The sequence below is a fragment of the Streptomyces sp. NPDC002232 genome (assembly GCF_042890295.1).
Classification (GTDB): Bacteria; Actinomycetota; Actinomycetes; order Streptomycetales; family Streptomycetaceae; genus Streptomyces.
The window spans coordinates 1,107,545-1,125,513 of the sequence record NZ_JBIARV010000005.1 but is presented as its reverse complement, the minus strand read 5'-3'; the positions used below and the strand labels follow the sequence as shown (position 1 = coordinate 1,125,513).

The following is a 17,969-nucleotide window of genomic DNA, read 5'->3' as shown; positions in this document are numbered from 1 at the left end:
TGGGAGGTCACGAGTAGTACGCGACGTAGGAGGCGGACCGCTCGGCCGGCGAGAACTCGTCGAACTGCCCGGCCGCCTCGTAGTGGAGCAACCGCTTCAGCGCCGCCTGGCTCTCCTCCGCGGGATGCCCCGAGAGGTACGCCTTGGTCTCCTCCAGACCGGCGGCGCACAGGAGCTCCATGTCGAGGGAGCAGTCCGCGTCCCAGCTGGCCGTCTTCGCGCTCCAGATCAGCAGGACGTCATCGGGACGGGCGGCGAGGAACAACTGGACGCAGCACAGTTTCATCAGGATCGTGTCGCCGTGGCCCTGGCTCTCGCGCTCCATCCGGATCTGCTCGGCCAGAAGCGCGCGCACCTCGTCGAGACCACGCTCGTCCGGCCACAGGCCATGACGTGCCAGCCACGCGTCCTCGTCGTCCACTCGTTCTCCTTGCCCGCGCCCGCTCTGCCTGCGATGACACGAACCTATGCGTGGTCGGAATCCCGGCGGCCATCGGGGAGGGCCGTCGGCGGGAGACCTACTTCACCGTGTCCGCGAGCCAGTCGAACACGACCTCGTTGTAGTACTGCGGCGCCATCGGCGAGCAGTGCAGCTGCGCGCCCTGCGCGCGGGTCATGTCGATCAGGTCCTTCTGGCCGCCGATGAGGTCGTACAGCTGGCGCGCCTGGCCGGGGAAGAACTGGTCGTCCTCGAAGTTGACCACCAGGGCGGGCACCTTGATGCCCGGCGCGACCTTGGTGATGTCGAGGTCGACCAGGACCCGGGCGGGGGTGTAGAAGTCGGTGAACATCTTCTTCTGACGGGCCGCCCGCATCACCGCCGCGTCGTAGGGCTCGAAGCGCTTGCTGAGGGTGAACCGGTCCGCGGGCGGCAGTTCCGGAACGACCTCCTTGTTCCAGATCTGGTTCGTCTCCTCCTTCGACGGCGTGAGGATCTTGCGGATCTCGGCCGGGAAGGCGTTCCAGGGGGCGACGCACCCCGGGGAGGCGATGACGGCGGCCAGCCGGGTCTCGAAGGCGGCGGCGCGCGGCGCCAGGTTTCCGCCGAGGCTGAGGCCGGAGAGCGCGATCCGCCGCGGATCGACGTCGTCGCGCGCGATCAGCCAGTCGACCAGGGGGGTCACGACGGTCTCCCAGCGGGTGCTCATCGCGACTCCCTCCACGAAGAGCATCTGTCCCTGGCCGGGCCCGTCGTAGACGAGGGCGTTCCAGCCGCGCTCCAGGGCCGCGGCGACGCCGTAGGTCCACATGTCGACGTTCTGGCCGTCGCTCCCGTTGGTCAGGATGATCGTCGGGCGGCGGGTGGTCGTCGTGTCGGGCCGGAAGAACCACAGCGGCATCTGCTGGCCCGCGAAGCGGATCGCGGCCGTCTCGGCGGCCGGGGTGCAGAGCGAGGCGAAGGTGTCCCAGGAGTCGCGGCCCTTCTGGTAGACCTCCTGCTCGTCGCCGGGGGAGTCCGAGCCCAGGACGAAGTAGAGGGCCTGCTCGTAGTAGGCGCTGGAGCGCAGCGAGCGGAAGCGGCGGGTCTGCGCCTTGGCCTCGCCGCCCGCCTCCCCGGCCTGCGACGCCAGGCGCGCCCCCCAGTCGGCGAAGGTCTTGGTGTACGTCTGGTTGCTCAGGCCGCTGTCGTTGACGGTGTTGACGGCGGTGAGGACCTCGCCGACGTCCGTCGAGTTCTGCCCGGCCCCGCCGAGAGCGAAGAGCGCCTGGAAGTTGAAGTCCGGATTCGGCAGGAGCTCCATCACCCCGGGGGCCCCGGGGGTCGCGGTGCCGGCGCTCGCGGAGCCGGACGGCGAGGCGGTCGCCGCGGCGGGCCCGCCGGTCTGTTCCGTGCCGGACGCGGAGCATCCCGCCGCACCGGCCAGGGCGAGCGCCCCGATCCCGGTCAGGGCCGTACGGCGGGTCGGACGCGGGGACGCGGACGCCCTGGGACCAGTCACGGGAACCACCTTGCAGACGGGGAATCCTGCTCCGAGGCAGACCTGACCGACGCTAGGACCGGCGGTGGCCCCCCACCACCCGGGCTGCTGCGAACGGACCTGCTCCGCACGCACGCGCTCCAGGTCCGCTGCCACAGGACACGGTTCCGCGCGCTCCCCGGAGACCGCGTGGTGCGCTTGACACTAAAATCGAACATCCATTCTCATGGAAGCCCGACCCTTGGAATCACGGGCTTGTCGCCGAGTTGTCCACAGGTCGGAGGGGACGTCGGGGCCCATTGTCAGTGGCAGGGGTTAGCGTCTTTCACATGAAGCGATCGACTCAAGCAAACCGGGTGGAACCCATGGCAGGAACCGACCGCGAGAAGGCGCTCGACGCCGCGCTCGCACAGATTGAACGCCAATTCGGCAAGGGCGCCGTGATGCGCATGGGCGACCGCACCCAGGAGCCGATCGAGGTGATCTCCACCGGATCGACCGCCCTCGACATCGCCCTCGGCGTCGGCGGTCTGCCGCGTGGCCGTGTCGTGGAGATCTACGGACCGGAGTCCTCCGGTAAGACGACCCTGACGCTGCACGCCGTGGCCAACGCCCAGAAGGCCGGCGGCCAGGTCGCCTTCGTGGACGCCGAGCACGCCCTCGACCCCGAGTACGCCAAGAAGCTCGGCGTCGACATCGACAACCTCATCCTGTCCCAGCCTGACAACGGTGAGCAGGCCCTCGAGATCGTCGACATGCTGGTCCGCTCCGGCGCCCTCGACCTGATCGTCATCGACTCCGTCGCCGCGCTCGTCCCGCGCGCGGAGATCGAGGGCGAGATGGGCGACTCGCACGTCGGCCTCCAGGCCCGTCTGATGAGCCAGGCCCTCCGGAAGATCACCAGCGCGCTCAACCAGTCCAAGACCACCGCGATCTTCATCAACCAGCTCCGCGAGAAGATCGGCGTGATGTTCGGCTCGCCGGAGACCACGACCGGTGGCCGCGCCCTGAAGTTCTACGCCTCGGTGCGCCTCGACATCCGCCGTATCGAGACCCTCAAGGACGGCACGGACGCGGTCGGCAACCGCACCCGCGTCAAGGTCGTCAAGAACAAGGTCGCGCCGCCGTTCAAGCAGGCCGAGTTCGACATCCTCTACGGCCAGGGCATCAGCCGCGAGGGCGGTCTGATCGACATGGGCGTGGAGCACGGCTTCGTCCGCAAGGCCGGCGCCTGGTACACGTACGAGGGCGACCAGCTCGGCCAGGGCAAGGAGAACGCCCGCAACTTCCTGAAGGACAACCCCGACCTCGCCGACGAGATCGAGAAGAAGATCAAGGAGAAGCTGGGCGTCGGCGTCCGGCCCGAGGCCGCGAAGGCCGAGACGGCGACGGACGCGGCGGGCGCCGCGGACGGGGCCGGCACGGACGACGCCGCCAAGAGCGTCCCGGCACCCGCGAGCAAGACCGCGAAGGCGACCAAGGCCACCGCGGTCAAGAGCTGAACCGGTGACCGGGCGCACCGAATGGCCGGGTGACAGCTCCGACTCGTCGAGGGCCGAGAAGGAGCTGTCACCCCAGGATCCGGCCGAGCGGGCGCGCGCGATCTGCCTGCGCCTGCTCACCGGAAGCCCCCGCACGCGCAAGCAGCTCGCCGACGCGCTGCGCAAGCGGGAGATCCCCGACGAGGTGGCGGAGGAGGTCCTCTCCCGGTTCGAGGACGTCGGTCTCATCGACGACGCCGCCTTCGCGGGGGCCTGGGTCGAGTCCCGCCATCACGGCCGGGGGCTCGCCCGCCGGGCACTCGCCAGGGAACTGCGCACCAAGGGAGTCGAGCCGACCCTGATCCAGGAGGCGGTGGAGCAGCTCGACTCCGAGCGGGAAGAGGCGACGGCGCGCGAGCTCGTGGACCGCAAGCTGCGCGCCACCCGCGGCCTCGACCGCGACCGGCGCCTGAGACGGCTCGCGGGGATGCTGGCCCGCAAGGGGTATCCCGAGGGCATGGCCCTCCGCGTCGTCCGCCAGGCTCTGGAGGCCGAGGGCGAGGACACGGACGGGCTGGACGAGTCCTTCTGACGCGGGGGGACAGAAGGACTCGTCCGCGGCGACGGTGTGGACGATGCGCCGGCCACCTGAGTCGCCGGCCGTTCATGGGGGCGGGGTCGGACGGGGCGGTCGGGCCTGGACGGGGCGGTCGGGCCCGGAGGGGCGCCGAGGGCGTCGGGCGGGTTGCGGAGTGGCGTCCGCTGGAGCGGGAGCGACCTCGCGGGGGTGGGGGAGCCGTGGGGCCCGCGCGTGTTTGCCGGTGTCGCTGGTGTCGTGTCTGTCGTGGGCCGGAGCGGGCCGGAGTGGGGCCGGGGCGGGTCTGGCGGGTGCGTCGCGGGACGGAGTCCGGTGTGCGCCGGAGGGGGCGCCAGCGGGCCCGGTGGGTGCGCCGGGGTGGGGCGGGCCCGGGGCCGGGGTCAGACGAGGGCGGTCACCAGCAGGGTGAAGGCGGCGATGATGATGCCGACGCGGGCGTAGTGGTAGCGCTCCCAGCGGTTCATCTGCTCCTTCCAGTCGGCGGGCCGGTTCTCCGGTGTCCAGGTCTTGCCGCGGTTGTTGATCGGGACGAGCAGCAGGATCGACATGATCACGCTGACGATGAGCAGCGCCCCGGCGGTGACCACCAGTCCGGCGCCGCCGTGGTCCCATCCGGCGATGGCCCAGACCACGACGAGGACGAGCGAGCCGATGTACCAGAAGGGCATCACGGCCCCCAGCATCCGACCCCCGTGGGAGTGGGCCTGCTGATTGCTGTCGTCGGGGAGGGCGTTGAAGATCGGGTTCATGACAAAGGCGACGGAGAACTCCACCCCCACCATGAGACCGACGGCCACGGTGGTGATGACTTCGAGCGTGCTGGGCATGACGTCCCCCTTGGGATCTAGCGCTGCTAGCTGACGTGAGCAACGCTAGCGCTACTGCCGCTTGAATGTCTAGCGGTGCTAGAATTCGAGTCATGTCGGTACAGGAACGCAAGCAGCGTGAACGGGCGGAGCGCGAGCGCCTCATCGTGGCGACGGCCCGTGAACTCGCCGAGCAGCAGGGCTGGGACGCCGTCACCACCCGTCGGCTCGCCGAGCGCATCGAGTACAGCCAGCCCGTCCTCTACAGCCACTTCCGAGGCAAACGCGAGATCATCGGCGCCGTCGCCCTGGAGGGCGCCGCCGAGATGGCCGCGGCGGTACGGGCCGCGGCCGCCGCCGCGGACGGCCCCCGCGGTCGGGCGGAGGCGCTCGCCCGGGCCTACCTCGACTTCGCCGAGCGCCATCCGGCGGTCTACGACGCGTTGTTCCAGCTCGACGGCGGCCTGCCGTACGCGCGGGAGGACACGCCGGAGCCGCTGAAGGACGCCTTCGCGGCGCTGATGGAGAGCCTGGGCGAGGTGGCGGGGGACGGCGTCGCCCCGGGGCTGTTCACCGAGGTGTTCTGGGCGTCCCTGCACGGCCTGGCGACCCTGACCCGGGCGGGGCGGCTCCTGCCGGAGGAGGCCGCGCGGCGGGTGCAGCTGTTGGTGGACCGGCTGGCTGTGGTCTGACGCGGAGTCCTGGCGGGGCCTTGGGCGGGCCCTCGGGGTTCCGGTCGGGTCGGGTCGTGCCGGGCCTTCTCGTGCCGGTCACGTGCGGGGCCCCGCACGTGACCGGGCCCTTCTCGCGTCGGCCGTGTGCCGCCCCCGCGTTCGGCCGACCGCCAGGACGGGCCGGGAGCGGGGTGGCGGCCGTCGCCGGCGCCTTCGCCCGCTCGGCTCCGGGCCTCGACGTGCCTGCGGGCCGGGCCCCGAAGGCACTCTTCGGGGCCCGGCCCGCAGATCGGATGTGCCTATGGACCAGGGGTCGGAGGGGGACCTGCGACGGCTGGTGCCGCAGGCGGCCCCCGTAAAGTGCCGTCAGGCGTCAGGTGCGGGTGGTCGGGAGCAGGACCGGGAGGCCGGCGGCCTTCCAGGCCTGGAAGCCCCCGACGACGTCCGTCGCCCGGTGCAGGCCCAGGCGGCGCAGGGACTCGGCCGCGAGGGAGGAGGCGTAGCCCTCGTTGCAGAGGACCACCACCCGCAGGTCGTGGCTGTCCGCCTCCGCCGCGCGGTGGCTCCCGAGCGGGTCGAGCCGCCACTCCAGCTCGTTGCGCTCCACGATCAGGGCACCCGGGATCAGGCCGTCCCGTTCCCGCAGGGCCGCGTAGCGGGTGTCCACGAGAAGCGCGTCACCCGCCTCGTACGCCTCGTACGCGTCCCGGGGCTCGATCCGGTCGAGGCCCGACCTGACCCGCTCCAGGAGTTCGTCGATGCCCACCCGTTCCTCGCTCACTGCCAGTCCTCCGGACGCTCGACCTGCTCCAGGCGCAGCACCGCGCCGGTCCGGCTGAACCGCCGGATCAGCGGGAGCGGCGGATAGTAGGCGTGCACCGACACCGCGTGGGTGTCCGCGGACTCGTTGAGCACCTCGTGCACGTGGTGGCGGCCGAAGGCGCGGCCGGTGCCCTCCGAGAGGCGCCGGGAGCGGTCCAGGCCGTCGGCCAGTTCCAGGGTCTTCCAGCCGCTCGCCGGCAGGCGGACCGCGAGCGCGTTCTCGGTGAGCGAGCCGCGGGCGGTCGCGAAGGCGCCCAGCGACTCGGCGTGGTCGTGCCAGCCGGTGCCGGTGCCCGGCGGCCAGCCGATGAGCCAGGCCTCACTGCCGCCGGGGCCTTCGAGCCGTACCCAGGTACGGCCCTCGGGGTCGAGGGGCAGGGAGTCGACCAGTGCCTGGTCGGCGGCCGTGCGCCGCACGAAGTCGAGGAGTTCCGCCGAGGTCGGGGCGGAGGCGGAGGCCGGTGAGGAGGCGACGGGGGAGGGGGAGAGGGCAGGGGGCAGGGGGATTGCGTGCTGCGGCACGGGTGACCGTCCTGAGGTTCGCGGAAGCGCGCGCGACGGCACACGGCACACGGACGTGCGTCAGTGGCGGGGCGCGCGGGGAAAGGGGCGAGTTCAGCAGGACGGGCGACACACGCAGCCCGCATAGCGGAGGAGGTCCATGTGGACCCTCCGCCACAGGCGCACATCGGTGTCGGTCACGCTCCGGAGTACACCATGCGCGCCGAACGGAATCAATGCATGTCCGCCGTGCGGTCGCTCCCCACGGACACCTCGGAGCCCTGCTCGGTGTCCTCGTCCGCCGGGTCCTCCTCGGTGGCCGAGCCGCCGCGGGTCGCGTCGGCCGCCGCGTACAGCTCCTCCGGGCGGACGCCGGAGAAGGCGGCGACGAGGTGCCCGTCGGGCCGGACGAGCAGGACACTGTGGGCCGGAGCGCCCGGATAGGCCTCCGTCACCAGGACCTCGGCCTTCACCGGGAGGGCGTCGACGGCCTCTTCGAGCTTGGGCATCACCCCCGCCGTGCGCCAGTGGCGCCGGTCCCACACCCCGGTGCCGGGTGCGACGAGGAGGACCAGGAGGCGGCCCAGGCCGAGCCGGTCCCGGAGCCGTACCGTCGTGCCGTCCGGGGCGGTCACGCGGACGTCCTCGACCGGGGCGCCCGCCGGGGTGCCCACGGGGGTCCGGCCCTCGGTGCGCGGAGGTGCGAGGGGCGAGTGGGGGTACGCCGGGGGCGCGCCGAGCGGGCCGCGCCCCACGTGGCCGTCGGTCAGCAGGGCGTCGTGGCCGCGCGCGGCCCCCGGGAGGTACGTCCGCAGGCCCCCGCCGCCCCGCAGCACCGGCAGCGACTGGTCCGCCGCGCGCAGCCGGGTGGCGACGGCCGTCCGCCGCTCGCTCTGGTAGCTGTCGAGCAGCCGCTCCGAGCCGTCGCCGCCCTGGTGCCAGGCGTGGGCGAGCTTCCAGGCGAGGTTGTCCACGTCCCGCAGGCCCTCGTCGAGGGCCTGGGTGCCGACCGCGCCGAGCAGGTGGGCCGCGTCCCCGGCGAGCAGGACCCGGTCCACCCGCCAGCGGCGGGCGAGCCGGTGGTGCAGGGTGTGGACGCCGGTGTCGATGAGCTCGTACGGGGGTGTCACACCGTCGCACCAGCCGGCCAGGGTCTCGCGGATCCGCGCGACCAGGGCGTCCGGGGTGACCAGGTCGCCGCGCGGCGGCAGCAGCCAGTCGATCCGCCACACGCCGTCGGGCAGCGGGCGCGCGGTGATCTCCTCGGCCGCGCCGCGCCACGGCGGCTGACGGTGCAACAGGGCCTCTCCGGGCCAGGGGAGTTCGGTGCGGAGCGCCGCGACCGCGTGGCGTTCCACCGCCGTGCGGCCGGGGAAGCGGATCCCCAGCAGCTTGCGCACCGTCGAGCGGGCCCCGTCGCAGCCGACGAGATGGCTGCCGCGCCACCAGGTGCCCGCCGGGCCCCGGGTGTGGGCGACGACCCCGTCGCGGTCCTGCTCGATGGTGTCGAGCCGGGACTCGGTGACCAGCCGGATCAGCTTCTGCCGCGCGATCGCGTCGCGCAGTCCACGGGCCAGGGCGTGCTGGGGGATGTGCAGGGGGGCCGCCGGGGAGGCGGGCGCGTCGGGGTCCTCGGACCACTCCTCGGTGCCGCCGAGACCCAGGTCGAGGGTGAGCCGGCGCACCTCCTGGCGGCGGCGCATCCCGCGCCAGCCGATCCAGCGGACGCCTTCGTCGCGGAGGGTCGTGCAGCCGAGGCGCTCGACCATGGCGGCCATGTCGGCGCGCAGGACGACGCTCCGGGCCGGGCGGGACTCCTCCTTGCCGGACCCCTCGTCGAGGACGACGCTGGGCACGCCCTGAGCGGCGAGCGCGAGGGAGAGCGCGAGGCCGACCGGCCCCGCGCCCACGATGATCACCGGGTCCACGGCGCGGCTCCTGAAGGCCGGACGGTCATGAGGGCAGCACAGCTGAGTGTGGCACGAGCCCGGTGGTTGATCACAGACCGTATGCAACCCACTGAGGGTGCTTGCGTCAAGCGACGGGGTGGGCGCGGTGCGGCCGACCTGAAGTCGGTGCCGCTCCGGCCCACCCCGGTTGTCCTACGGACCCTCGCGGATCAGGCGCCGCTGGTGGCTTCCGACTTCGCGTCGGGGGCTCCGGCCTGGGCCGGGAGGGTCACCGAGGGGGTCTTCTTGCCGCGCCGCAGACGGGCTTCCAGACGGCTCGCGAAGGTGGTGAGGGCGAAGTTGATGATGATGTAGATCAGCGCGATGACCACGAGGGTGGCGATCGTGTTCGCGCCGTAGTTGGCCGTGATCTGCCGGTTCTGGCTGAGCAGCTCCTCGAAGCCGAGCAGGGCGCCGCCGAGCGCGGTGTCCTTGACGATGACGACGAGCTGGCCGACCAGGGCGGGCAGCATGACGGTGACGGCCTGCGGCAGCAGGACGTACAGCATGGTCTGGCCCTTGCGCATGCCGAGCGCGACGGCTGCGTCGCCCTGGCCCCGGGGCAGCGAGAGCACGCCGGACCGGACGACCTCGGCGATCACCGAGGCGTTGTAGAGCACCAGGCCGGTGACGACCGCGTACAGCGGGCGGAAGTCGGAACTGACCGTCGTGAATTCGCGGTAGAGGGCGCTCGCGAACACCATCAGGAGCAGGACGGGGATGGCGCGGAAGAACTCCACGATCACGCCGACGGGAATCCGGACCCAGCGGTGGTCCGAGAGCCGGCCGATGCCGAGGGCCGCGCCGAGCGGCAGCGCGATCACGATGGAGAGGGCGGCGGCCTTGAGGGTCTCGCCGAGACCGGGCAGCAGGTACGTGGTCCAGACGTTCGCGTCGGTGACGAACGGGCTCCACTTGTCCGCGTCCAGCTGGTGCTTGTCGTCCAGCGCGCCCAGCACCCACCAGGCCACCAGGGCGAGGACCGCCAGGAAGACGATCGTGTAGACGACGTTGCGCCGCTTCGCGCGCGGGCCGGGGGTGTCGTACAGGAGGGAGCTCATCGCTTCACCGCCAGTCGCTTGGCCGCCCAGCCGAGGAACAGGCCGGTGGGGAGGGTGAGGACGATGAAGCCGAAGGCGAAGATCGCGAAGACGGTGAAGAGCGCGTCGGTCTCGTTCTCCATCATCGTCTTCATCAGGAGCGAGGCCTCGGCGGCGCCGATCGCGGCCGCCACGGTCGTGTTCTTGGTGAGGGCGATCAGGACGTTGGCGAGCGGGGTCACCGCCGCGCGGAAGGCCTGCGGCAGGACCACCAGGCGGAGGACCTGGGTGAAGCTCAGGCCCAGTGCCCGGGCGGCCTCGGCCTGGCCCGAAGGGACGGTGTTGATGCCCGAGCGCAGCGCCTCGCAGACGAAGGTGCCGGTGTAGGCGACGAGGCCGAGAACGGCGAGCCGGAAGCCGATGTCCTCGGACCGGTCCGCGCCGAGCGAGACGCGGAGGGTCTGGTTCAGGCCCAGCAGGCAGCCGACGAGGACGACGGTCAGCGGCGTGTTCCGGACGATGTTCACGTACACGGTGGCGAAGCCCCGCATCAGCGGGACCGGGCTGACCCGCATCGCGACCAGGGCCGTGCCCCAGATCAGCGAGCCGATCGCCGAGTAGAGGGCGAGCTGAGCCGTCACCCAGAAGGCGCCGAGCAGGTCGTACTGCCCGGAATCAAGAAAGTCGAACACGATGCCCCGCGCTCTCCCCTGGTGGTCGGTCGGTGTGGAAGCCGCCGTGTGGACGGCGGCCGGTGCCGGTGCGACGGCCGCCGCCCATGTGCGGGGCGGCCGTCACAGCAGAGGCGGGGTGGGTCAGTTCTGGACCTTCGGCGCGGGCTCGTACTTGTAGCCCGAGGGGCCGAAGTTCTGCTTGACGAGCTTCTCCCAGGTGCCGTCGGAGACCATCTTCTCCAGCGCCTTGTTGATCTTGCCGCGCAGCTCGTCGTCGCCCTTCTTCAGGCCGATGCCGTAGTTCTCGTCGCTCATCTTCAGGCCGACGAGCTTGAACTTGCCCTGGAGCTCCTTCTGCGAGGCGTAACCCGCGAGGATCGAGGCGTCCGTGGTCAGGGCGTCGACGGCCTTGTTCTCCAGGCCGGTGAGGCACTCGGAGTAGCCGCCGAGCTGCTGGAGGTCGGCCTTCGGGGCGAGCTTCTCCTTGACGTTCTGCGCGGAGGTCGAGCCGGTGACCGAACAGAGCTTCTTGGAGTTGAGGTCCTCGACCTTGGTGATCGTGTTGTCGTCGGCGCGGACGAGGAGGTCCTGGTGGGTCAGGAAGTACGGACCCGCGAAGTCGACCTCCTTCTTGCGCTTGTCGTTGATCGAGTAGCTCGCGACGACGAACTTCACGTCACCGTTCTTGATCAGGTTCTCGCGCTCGGCCGAGGGCGCCTGCTTGAAGTTGATCTTGTCCTCGGCGTAACCGAGCTCCTTGGCCACGTACTTCGCGACATCGACGTCGAAGCCGGCGTAGGTGCCGTCCGGGGTCTTCAGGCCGAGGCCCGGCTGGTCGAACTTGATGCCGATGTTGATCTTGTCGCCGTTGCTGCCCGAGTCGGAGCCGCTGCCGCAGGCGGTGGCGGTGAGGGCGAGGACGACGGCGGCCGCGGCGGCGGCGGAGACGTTGCGAAGCTTCATGGAGGAAAGTCCCTTGAGTAGGCGTGAGTTGGGAAGACTAGGTCGTCAACTCGCTCAGTGGTGAAGGATTTTGGAGAGGAAGTCCTTGGCCCGGTCGCTGCGCGGGTTGCTGAAGAACTCCTCGGGGGTCGCCTGCTCGACGATCTTTCCGTCGGCCATGAAGACGACGCGGTTGGCGGCGGAGCGGGCGAAGCCCATCTCGTGGGTGACGACCACCATCGTCATGCCGTCCCGGGCCAGTTGCTGCATGACCTCCAGGACCTCGTTGATCATCTCGGGGTCCAGGGCCGAGGTCGGCTCGTCGAAGAGCATGACCTTCGGGTCCATCGCGAGCGCGCGGGCGATCGCCACGCGCTGCTGCTGGCCGCCGGAGAGCTGGGCGGGGTACTTGTCCGCCTGGGTGCCGACCCCGACCCGGTCGAGCAGGGACCGCGCCTTGGTCTCGGCGGCCTTCTTCTCCGTCTTGCGGACCTTGACCTGGCCCAGCATCACGTTCTCGAGCACCGTCTTGTGCGCGAAGAGGTTGAAGGACTGGAAGACCATGCCGACGTCGGAACGCAGCCTGGCGAGCTCCTTGCCCTCCTGCGGCAGCGGCTTGCCGTCGATGGTGATGGTGCCGGAGTCGACGCTCTCCAGCCGGTTGATCGTGCGGCACAGCGTCGACTTGCCGGACCCGGAGGGTCCGATGACGACCACGACCTCGCCGCGGGTGATCGTCAGATCGATGTCCTGGAGGACATGCAGTGCGCCGAAGTGCTTGTTCACGTCGGACAGTACGACCAGGTCGTCCGCCGCACGCGGGGTGTCCTCGGGCCCCCTGGGCACGGACTTGGACACTGACTCTCCGCTCATCGGCCTCTTGCTCCGTCCTCCTCGGTTGGGGAGGAGACTAGAGACCCGATGTGATGAGCGTCATCACATCTGAGCGGAACTTGAGGATAACGATACGGCCGCGACCGGACACAGCGGGTGAAGTCGGCCCCCGTCGCCGTACCGGGTCCATAACGGAAACGGTCGCGTCCCAGGGGGACACTTGACTGTGACACCCGTGTTCGGTGTTCATGCCCTGGTACCACCTGGTACACAGAGACCCGCTACGAGCCGCCGCCGGCGGGCGATCATCACGGAGGAGGCACGCATGCGACTGCTGCTCGTCGAGGACGACGACCACGTCGCCGCCGCCCTCTCCGCGATCCTCGCGAAGCACGGCTTCACGGTCACGCACGCCCGCAACGGCGAGGAGGCCCTCCAGGCCGTCCTCCCCACGGCCCAGGGCGAGCGGCCCTCGTACGGAGTGATCCTGCTCGACCTCGGGCTGCCCGACCAGGACGGCTACCAGGTCTGCGGCCGCATCCGGAAGCTCACCACCACCCCGGTGATCATGGTGACCGCGCGCGGCGACGTGCGCTCCCGGATCCACGGGCTCAACCTCGGCGCCGACGACTACGTCGTCAAGCCCTACGACCCCGGTGAGCTCCTGGCCCGCATCCACGCCGTCAGCCGGCGCCGCGCCGGCGCCGAGGAGACCCCCGGGAGCACGGAGGGCGCCGACGGCACCCTGCTGCGGCTCGGCTCCGTCACCATCGAGCTGCCCACCCGCCGGGTCAGCGTCGACGGCGACAGCGTCCCGCTCACCCGCAAGGAGTTCGACCTCCTCGCCCTCCTCGCCCAGCGGCCCGGCGTCGTCTTCCGCCGCGAGCAGATCATCAGCGAGGTCTGGCAGACCAGTTGGGAAGGGACCGGACGCACCCTGGAGGTGCACGTCGCCTCCCTGCGCTCCAAGCTGCGGATGCCCGCCCTGATCGAGACCGTACGGGGCGTCGGCTACCGCCTGGTCGCCCCCGCCGCGTAACCCCGGACGGCTCCTGACGTGCGCACCCGACTGCTCCCGCTGCTCATCGTGCTGATGGCCGGCGTCCTCCTCGCCCTCGGCTTCCCGCTCGCGGCCAGTCTGGCCGCGTCCGAGCAGCAGCGGGTCGTCGTCGACCGGCTCGACGACGCCGCGCGCTTCGCGGCCCTCGCCCAGTTCGTCAGCGAGAGCAACCCCGGCAACGACGAGCGGCAGGCCACCCTCAGCGGCGAACTCGCCAGCTACCACGACGTGTACGACATCCGCGCCGGGATCTTCTTCCGCGACAACCGCTCCATGGCCGCCGCCCCCGAGGACTGGGTCGTCCCGTACGACGGAGAGGGCAGGCGCGCCTTCAACGAGGCGCTGCTCGGGCGCCGCAGCCACGACCCGCCGCAGGTCTGGCCCTGGCAGCCCGACGCGCGGCTCACCATCGCCTCCCCGGTCGTCCGCGACGGGGACGTCGTCGCCGTCGTCGTCACCGACTCGCCCACCGGGCAGCTCCGCTCCCGCATCCTGCGCGGCTGGCTGCTGATCTTCGCCGGCGAGGCGGCGGCGATGCTGCTCGCGGTCGGCGCGGCCTTCCGGCTCACCGGCTGGGTGCTGCGGCCGGTCCGCGTCCTGGACGCCGTCACCCACGACATCGCCACCGGGCGGATGAACTCCCGCGTCGCCGCCACCGGCGGACCGCCCGAGCTGCGGCGCCTCGCCAGCTCGTTCAACGAGATGGCCGACAATGTCGAGGAGGCGCTCGAACAGCAGCGGGCCTTCGTCGCCGACGCCTCCCACCAGCTGCGCAATCCGCTGGCCGCGCTGCTCCTGCGGATCGAGCTGCTCGCCCTGGAGCTGCCCGAGGGCAACGAGGAGATCGCCTCCGTACGGACCGAGGGCAAGCGCCTCGCCCGGGTGCTCGACGACCTCCTCGACCTGGCGCTCGCCGAGCACACGGCTGCCGAGCTGCGGCTGACCGACGTCGGCGCGCTCACCGCCGAGCGGGTCGCGTCCTGGCGCCCGGTCGCCGACGACAAGGGCGTCACGCTGACCGAGCGGTGCGGGGCGGTCACCGCCTGGGCCGACCCGGTGGCCCTCTCCAGCGCACTCGACGCGGTGATCGACAACGCGCTGAAGTTCACCCCCGCCGGCGAGGAGGTCACGGTCACGGTCGTCCCCGACCGGTCGACCGTCGCCGTCGCCGTCGCCGACCACGGGCCCGGACTCACCGAGGAGGAGCTCGGCCGGATCGGCGACCGCTTCTGGCGCTCGGGCCGCCACCAGAACGTCAAGGGCTCGGGGCTCGGCCTCTCCATCGCGCGCGTGCTGCTCACGGCGGGCGGCGGAGGCGTGACCTTCGCCCCGAACGAGCCGCACGGCCTCCGGGTGACCCTCACGGTCCCGCGCCACGCACCGACGGAGCGGGACGGGGCCGCCTGAGGGCGGAGCGGGAACGGGGGCTCTGGCGGTCGGCGCGGAACCCCCGGGGCCTCCGACGGCCGGAGCAGCGAGACCTCAGCCGGCAGCCGGGCCGGGAGGGAAGCCAGGCGTCCGGCGGCAGACGGGTCCGCCGCATCGGTCCGTCACGGCTTCACCGAGCGGTGGTACGGGTCAGGGTTTGACCGAGCGGTAGTAGCGCCGGGCGCCGTCGTGGAGGGGCAGGGGGTCGGTGTAGACGGCGGTGCGCAGGTCGACCAGCTGGGCCGGGTGGACCTGGCGGCCGATCCCGTCCCGGCTCCCGATCACCGTACGGGTGAAGCCCTCCACCAGGTCCGGGTCGGCGTCCACCGTGGTGACCAGCACGTTCGCCACCGCCAGGGTCTCGATCTGCCGACCGTCCTGGGCCTTCGCGTACGCGTCCGGCGGGATCACCGCCGAACGGTAGTGCCGGGTCGACTCGCCGACGTCGTGCAGCCGGTCGACGAGGGGTGCCTCCAGCGGGATCAGCCGGATCGGGAAGTCGGTGGACAGCGTCTGCACCGCCTCGGTGGGCAGTCCGCCCGACCAGAAGAAGGCGTCGAGCTTCCCCTTCTTCAGGAGCCCGGGCATCGTGTCGATGCCCGCCGAGACCGGCACGACGTCCCGGTCCGGGGTCAGGCCGGCCGCCGCGAGGACCCGGTCGGCGATCAGCCGGACGCCGGAGCCGTCCTGGCCGACGCCGACCCGCAGGCCGCGCAGGTCCTGGACCGTCTGCGCCGAGGAGCCCTTGCGCACGACGAGCTGGACGTAGTCGTCGTAGAGCCGCGCGCAGCCGCGCAGCCGCTCGAAGCCGGGCCTGCGATCGCGCTGGTACTGGGCCACCGCGTCGGCCGTCGCGACCGTGAAGTCGGCCTGGCCCGTCGCCACCCGGGCCAGGTTCTGCTGCGAGCCCTCGCTGTCCTTGAGCGTTATCGACACCTCGGGCAGGTCCTGCGCCAAGGCGTTCTTGAGCAGCTCGCCGTACTTCTGGTAGACGCCGGTGGGCACCCCCGTACTGAACGTGATCGCACCGCTCGGGACGGGGGAGCCGAAAGGAATCAGCCACCAGGCCAGCACCCCGCACAGCGCGAGCAGCGCGGCCGAGGCCGCCAGGACACGGCGGCGGGCGGCACGGGAGAGCGAGGCGAGCATGCACCCGATCCTGCCAGCTCCCCGCCGTCCCTGGCCAGGCTCGGCGGGGCGGGGGTGTGTCAGCACGTCCCCGGCCCGGCCCCTCACGGCGGCTCCGCGTGCGCTCCGCCGAAGCGGTGAGCGAGGTCGTCGGCGCGCGTCGGGCCGTGTGTCGCGGCGGGGCGCCGGGGTCCCGGCGGCTAGCGTCGGGACACGCTCGGTGATCTTGAGGACAGTCCCCTGTCCGCCCCTGGCGTCCCCTTCCGAGCGACCCGCGTCACCTCTGTCCCGGAGGAGGTCCCCCACACCCGAACCGAAGGCGTCGGCTCGCCGCGGCCGTCCCCGCCGCCGCTCTCGGCCTGCCCCCGCCCGCCACGCCGGCCGCCCCGCCTCACCCCGCCACGGCGGTGAGGCGGCGCACCACCTCGTCCCGGCCCAGGGCGCGGGCCACGGCGGTCAGGTCCGGGCTGCGGGGCGCGCCGGTGAGCGCCACCCGGGCCACGTTCGCGACGGCCCGCGGCGGCCCCGCCCAGCGCGCCGGGTCCCGGCGCCAGGCGGCCGTGTCCGGGGCGAAGCCGTGGCGCACGGCGATCTCCCCGAGCCGCGCGAACCAGGCGTCGGGGGAGAGGGCGGCGAAGTCGGCCGCGATCCGCCGCACCAGGTCCGGGTCGAGGCCGCCGTACCGGTCGTCGCCCGGCGCCGGGGCCGGCCCGAACAGCTCCGCGAAGAAGAAGCCGTACCGGTCGCGGAAGCACGACCAGCGCTCCAGGTCCTTGCGGGCGGGCGCGTCCCCGGGACGGCCCGTCGCCACCGCCGCCAGGGCGACGTCCCGGTGGCGGACGAGGACCGACGCCAGCTCCGGGTCGTACTCCTCCGCCCAGGCGAGGAGCTGCGCGTACAGCTCCTCCGGGGTGAGGGACGCGATGAACTCCCGGCTGAGCGAGTGGAGTTTGGGCAGGTCGAGCAGGGGCCCCGAGGGGCGCATCCCGTCGAGCCGGACGTCGGCGGCGAGCGCCTCGGCGGTGGGGACGTCCATGAGCCGGATGTTGGCGAGGCCCCGCAGATAGTGCTGGACGGCGGCCGGCGGATAGCCGGCGGACAGGTAGTAGTCCACCGACGCCTCCGGGTCCTTGCGCTTGCTGAGCTTGCGCCGCGACGGGCCCTCCGCCTTCATCAGCGGGGCGAGGTGCGCGTACGCGGGCGGCTCGAAGCCCAGCGCCGTGTGCAGCTGGAGATGGACCGGGGTCGACGACAGCCACTCCTCGCCGCGCACCACGAGCGTCACCCGCATCAGGTGGTCGTCCACGACGTGCGCGAAGTGGTAGGTGGGCAGCGGCAGTTCCTCGTGGGACGACTTGAGGAGGACGATGTCGTTGCCGTTGTCCTGCATGGTGACCGAGGCCCGGATGCGGTCCGCGAACCGGACCCGGCCGGGGAACTCGTACGGGCAGCGGAACCGCACCACGTAGGGCTCGCCCGCCGCGAGGCGGCGCGCCGCCTCCTCCGGCGCGAGGGTCCGGCAGGGCGCCCAGCGCCCGTAGTAGCCCAGCGGCGAACGGCCCGCGCGCTGCTCCTCGGCGCTCCGGGCGAGCAGCTCCCGGCCGCAGAAGCAGGGGTACGCGCGGTCGCGGCGCAGCAGGTCCCGCACATGGGCGAGGTAGATCTCCCGGCGCTCCGACTGGAGGTACGGCCCCCAGGCCCCGTCGCCTGCGACACCACCCTCGTCCGGGGCGAGCCCGAAGGCCCCGAGCAGCCGCGAGAACTCCTCGGCCGCGCCCGCCACCTGCCGGGACCGGTCGGTGTCCTCCACGCGCAGCAGGTGCGTGCCGCCCGACTGGCGGGCCAGCGCCCGCGCCACGGCCGCCGTGTAGAGGCCGCCGATGTGCAGGTGTCCGGTGGGGCTCGGGGCGAAGCGCGTGACCTCGGCGCCGTCCGGCAGGGCGCGCGGTCCGAACCGCCGCTCCCATTCGGCCGGTTCCGGGAGATCGGGCGGGAACATCGCGTTGATGACGGACAGGTCGAGCACGGTGGACTCCCTCCTGGGGTTCCTGGAGAGATCACCGTAGGCCGGTGACCGGCCGATCCGGCGGGTGCGGGGGCGCGAGGCTGCGGA

General features: G+C 72.2%; 17 protein-coding genes and 1 pseudogene. 5 read left to right on the top strand and 13 right to left on the bottom strand.

Features of this window, described 5'->3' with window-relative positions; all coding sequences use genetic code 11:
• Positions 1-7: 7 nt before the first annotated feature.
• Together ACFYXU_RS28070 and ACFYXU_RS28065 are read right to left on the bottom strand one after the other, a co-directional pair.
• On the bottom strand, positions 8-421 hold the full coding sequence (locus ACFYXU_RS28070) for a hypothetical protein (protein ID WP_389460513.1): 414 nt from the start codon (positions 419-421) through the stop codon (positions 8-10).
• Between the two features lie 97 nt (positions 422-518).
• On the bottom strand, positions 519-1,940 hold the full coding sequence (locus tag ACFYXU_RS28065; RefSeq protein ID WP_389460511.1) for an alpha/beta hydrolase family protein: 1,422 nt from the start codon (positions 1,938-1,940) through the stop codon (positions 519-521).
• A 344-nt stretch (positions 1,941-2,284) separates the two neighbouring features.
• On the opposite strand from ACFYXU_RS28065, the gene recA reads away from it, so the two are divergent.
• Positions 2,285-3,421 (top strand): recombinase RecA, encoded by a 1,137-nt coding sequence (gene recA / locus ACFYXU_RS28060; protein WP_329857320.1) that lies wholly within the window; start codon positions 2,285-2,287, stop codon positions 3,419-3,421.
• Positions 3,348-3,992 (top strand): annotated as a pseudogene (gene recX / locus ACFYXU_RS28055) (recombination regulator RecX); the annotation flags it as partial. The gene recA and the pseudogene recX, both read left to right, overlap by 74 nt.
• 386 nt (positions 3,993-4,378) lie before the next feature.
• On the opposite strand, the gene ACFYXU_RS28050 reads toward recX, so the two are convergent.
• Positions 4,379-4,825 (bottom strand): anthrone oxygenase family protein, encoded by a 447-nt coding sequence (locus tag ACFYXU_RS28050; RefSeq protein WP_389460508.1) that lies wholly within the window; start codon positions 4,823-4,825, stop codon positions 4,379-4,381.
• Between the two features lie 92 nt (positions 4,826-4,917).
• On the opposite strand from ACFYXU_RS28050, the gene ACFYXU_RS28045 reads away from it, so the two are divergent.
• Positions 4,918-5,496: a TetR/AcrR family transcriptional regulator gene (locus tag ACFYXU_RS28045; protein WP_389460506.1), complete on the top strand. Its 579-nt coding sequence runs from the start codon at positions 4,918-4,920 to the stop codon at positions 5,494-5,496.
• Positions 5,497-5,851: 355 nt separating this feature from the next.
• Here the strand turns inward: ACFYXU_RS28045 and ACFYXU_RS28040 are convergent, their stop codons facing one another.
• From ACFYXU_RS28040 to ACFYXU_RS28005, 8 genes are all read right to left on the bottom strand, one after another.
• Complete coding sequence (locus ACFYXU_RS28040) at positions 5,852-6,259, bottom strand: rhodanese-like domain-containing protein (protein WP_376512302.1); 408 nt, start codon at positions 6,257-6,259, stop codon at positions 5,852-5,854.
• Positions 6,256-6,822, bottom strand: coding sequence for a cysteine dioxygenase (locus ACFYXU_RS28035; RefSeq protein ID WP_376512304.1), 567 nt, complete (start codon positions 6,820-6,822; stop codon positions 6,256-6,258). The genes ACFYXU_RS28040 and ACFYXU_RS28035 overlap by 4 nt, the downstream gene beginning before the upstream one ends.
• A 93-nt stretch (positions 6,823-6,915) precedes the next feature.
• The gene (locus ACFYXU_RS28030) at positions 6,916-6,987 is read right to left on the bottom strand and encodes a putative leader peptide (protein ID WP_310851512.1); all 72 of its coding nucleotides are present in this window, start codon (positions 6,985-6,987) and stop codon (positions 6,916-6,918) included.
• 47 nt (positions 6,988-7,034) lie between these two features.
• Positions 7,035-8,729, bottom strand: coding sequence for an FAD-dependent monooxygenase (locus ACFYXU_RS28025; protein ID WP_389460503.1), 1,695 nt, complete (start codon positions 8,727-8,729; stop codon positions 7,035-7,037).
• A gap of 191 nt (positions 8,730-8,920) precedes the next feature.
• Positions 8,921-9,811 carry an amino acid ABC transporter permease gene (locus tag ACFYXU_RS28020; RefSeq protein ID WP_389460501.1) on the bottom strand — a complete coding sequence of 297 codons (891 nt, stop codon included), beginning with the start codon at positions 9,809-9,811 and terminating at the stop codon, positions 8,921-8,923.
• Positions 9,808-10,482, bottom strand: coding sequence for an amino acid ABC transporter permease (locus tag ACFYXU_RS28015; protein WP_361403395.1), 675 nt, complete (start codon positions 10,480-10,482; stop codon positions 9,808-9,810). Before ACFYXU_RS28015 ends, ACFYXU_RS28020 begins: the two co-directional genes overlap by 4 nt.
• 123 nt (positions 10,483-10,605) lie before the next feature.
• Positions 10,606-11,427, bottom strand: a complete 822-nt coding sequence (locus tag ACFYXU_RS28010) for a glutamate ABC transporter substrate-binding protein (protein ID WP_376512310.1) — start codon at positions 11,425-11,427, stop codon at positions 10,606-10,608.
• A gap of 54 nt (positions 11,428-11,481) precedes the next feature.
• Positions 11,482-12,279, bottom strand: coding sequence for an amino acid ABC transporter ATP-binding protein (locus ACFYXU_RS28005; protein WP_376512312.1), 798 nt, complete (start codon positions 12,277-12,279; stop codon positions 11,482-11,484).
• A 286-nt stretch (positions 12,280-12,565) separates the two neighbouring features.
• Here ACFYXU_RS28005 and ACFYXU_RS28000 point away from each other — a divergent pair, with 286 nt between their 5' ends.
• Both ACFYXU_RS28000 and ACFYXU_RS27995 read left to right on the top strand, forming a co-directional pair.
• The gene (locus ACFYXU_RS28000) at positions 12,566-13,279 is read left to right on the top strand and encodes a response regulator transcription factor (RefSeq protein WP_389460499.1); all 714 of its coding nucleotides are present in this window, start codon (positions 12,566-12,568) and stop codon (positions 13,277-13,279) included.
• 18 nt (positions 13,280-13,297) lie between these two features.
• On the top strand, positions 13,298-14,707 hold the full coding sequence (locus tag ACFYXU_RS27995) for an ATP-binding protein (RefSeq protein WP_376512316.1): 1,410 nt from the start codon (positions 13,298-13,300) through the stop codon (positions 14,705-14,707).
• Positions 14,708-14,878: 171 nt separating this feature from the next.
• Here the strand turns inward: ACFYXU_RS27995 and ACFYXU_RS27990 are convergent, their stop codons facing one another.
• Together ACFYXU_RS27990 and ACFYXU_RS27985 are read right to left on the bottom strand one after the other, a co-directional pair.
• On the bottom strand, positions 14,879-15,877 hold the full coding sequence (locus tag ACFYXU_RS27990) for a TAXI family TRAP transporter solute-binding subunit (RefSeq protein WP_376512318.1): 999 nt from the start codon (positions 15,875-15,877) through the stop codon (positions 14,879-14,881).
• 370 nt (positions 15,878-16,247) lie between these two features.
• On the bottom strand, positions 16,248-17,882 hold the full coding sequence (locus ACFYXU_RS27985) for a glutamate--tRNA ligase (protein WP_376512320.1): 1,635 nt from the start codon (positions 17,880-17,882) through the stop codon (positions 16,248-16,250).
• Positions 17,883-17,969 lie beyond the last annotated feature (87 nt).

What these genes read in the sequence shown, in the direction of transcription:
- ACFYXU_RS27990 (WP_376512318.1), bottom strand. Translation starts at nt 15,877, where the DNA reads ATGCTCGCCTCGCTCTCCCGTGCCGCCCGCCGCCGTGTCCTGGCGGCC.
- ACFYXU_RS28010 (WP_376512310.1), bottom strand. Translation starts at nt 11,427, where the DNA reads ATGAAGCTTCGCAACGTCTCCGCCGCCGCCGCGGCCGCCGTCGTCCTC.
- recA (WP_329857320.1), top strand. Translation starts at nt 2,285, where the DNA reads ATGGCAGGAACCGACCGCGAGAAGGCGCTCGACGCCGCGCTCGCACAG.
- ACFYXU_RS28045 (WP_389460506.1), top strand. Translation starts at nt 4,918, where the DNA reads ATGTCGGTACAGGAACGCAAGCAGCGTGAACGGGCGGAGCGCGAGCGC.
- ACFYXU_RS28005 (WP_376512312.1), bottom strand. Translation starts at nt 12,279, where the DNA reads ATGAGCGGAGAGTCAGTGTCCAAGTCCGTGCCCAGGGGGCCCGAGGAC.
- ACFYXU_RS28000 (WP_389460499.1), top strand. Translation starts at nt 12,566, where the DNA reads ATGCGACTGCTGCTCGTCGAGGACGACGACCACGTCGCCGCCGCCCTC.
- ACFYXU_RS28020 (WP_389460501.1), bottom strand. Translation starts at nt 9,811, where the DNA reads ATGAGCTCCCTCCTGTACGACACCCCCGGCCCGCGCGCGAAGCGGCGC.
- ACFYXU_RS28050 (WP_389460508.1), bottom strand. Translation starts at nt 4,825, where the DNA reads ATGCCCAGCACGCTCGAAGTCATCACCACCGTGGCCGTCGGTCTCATG.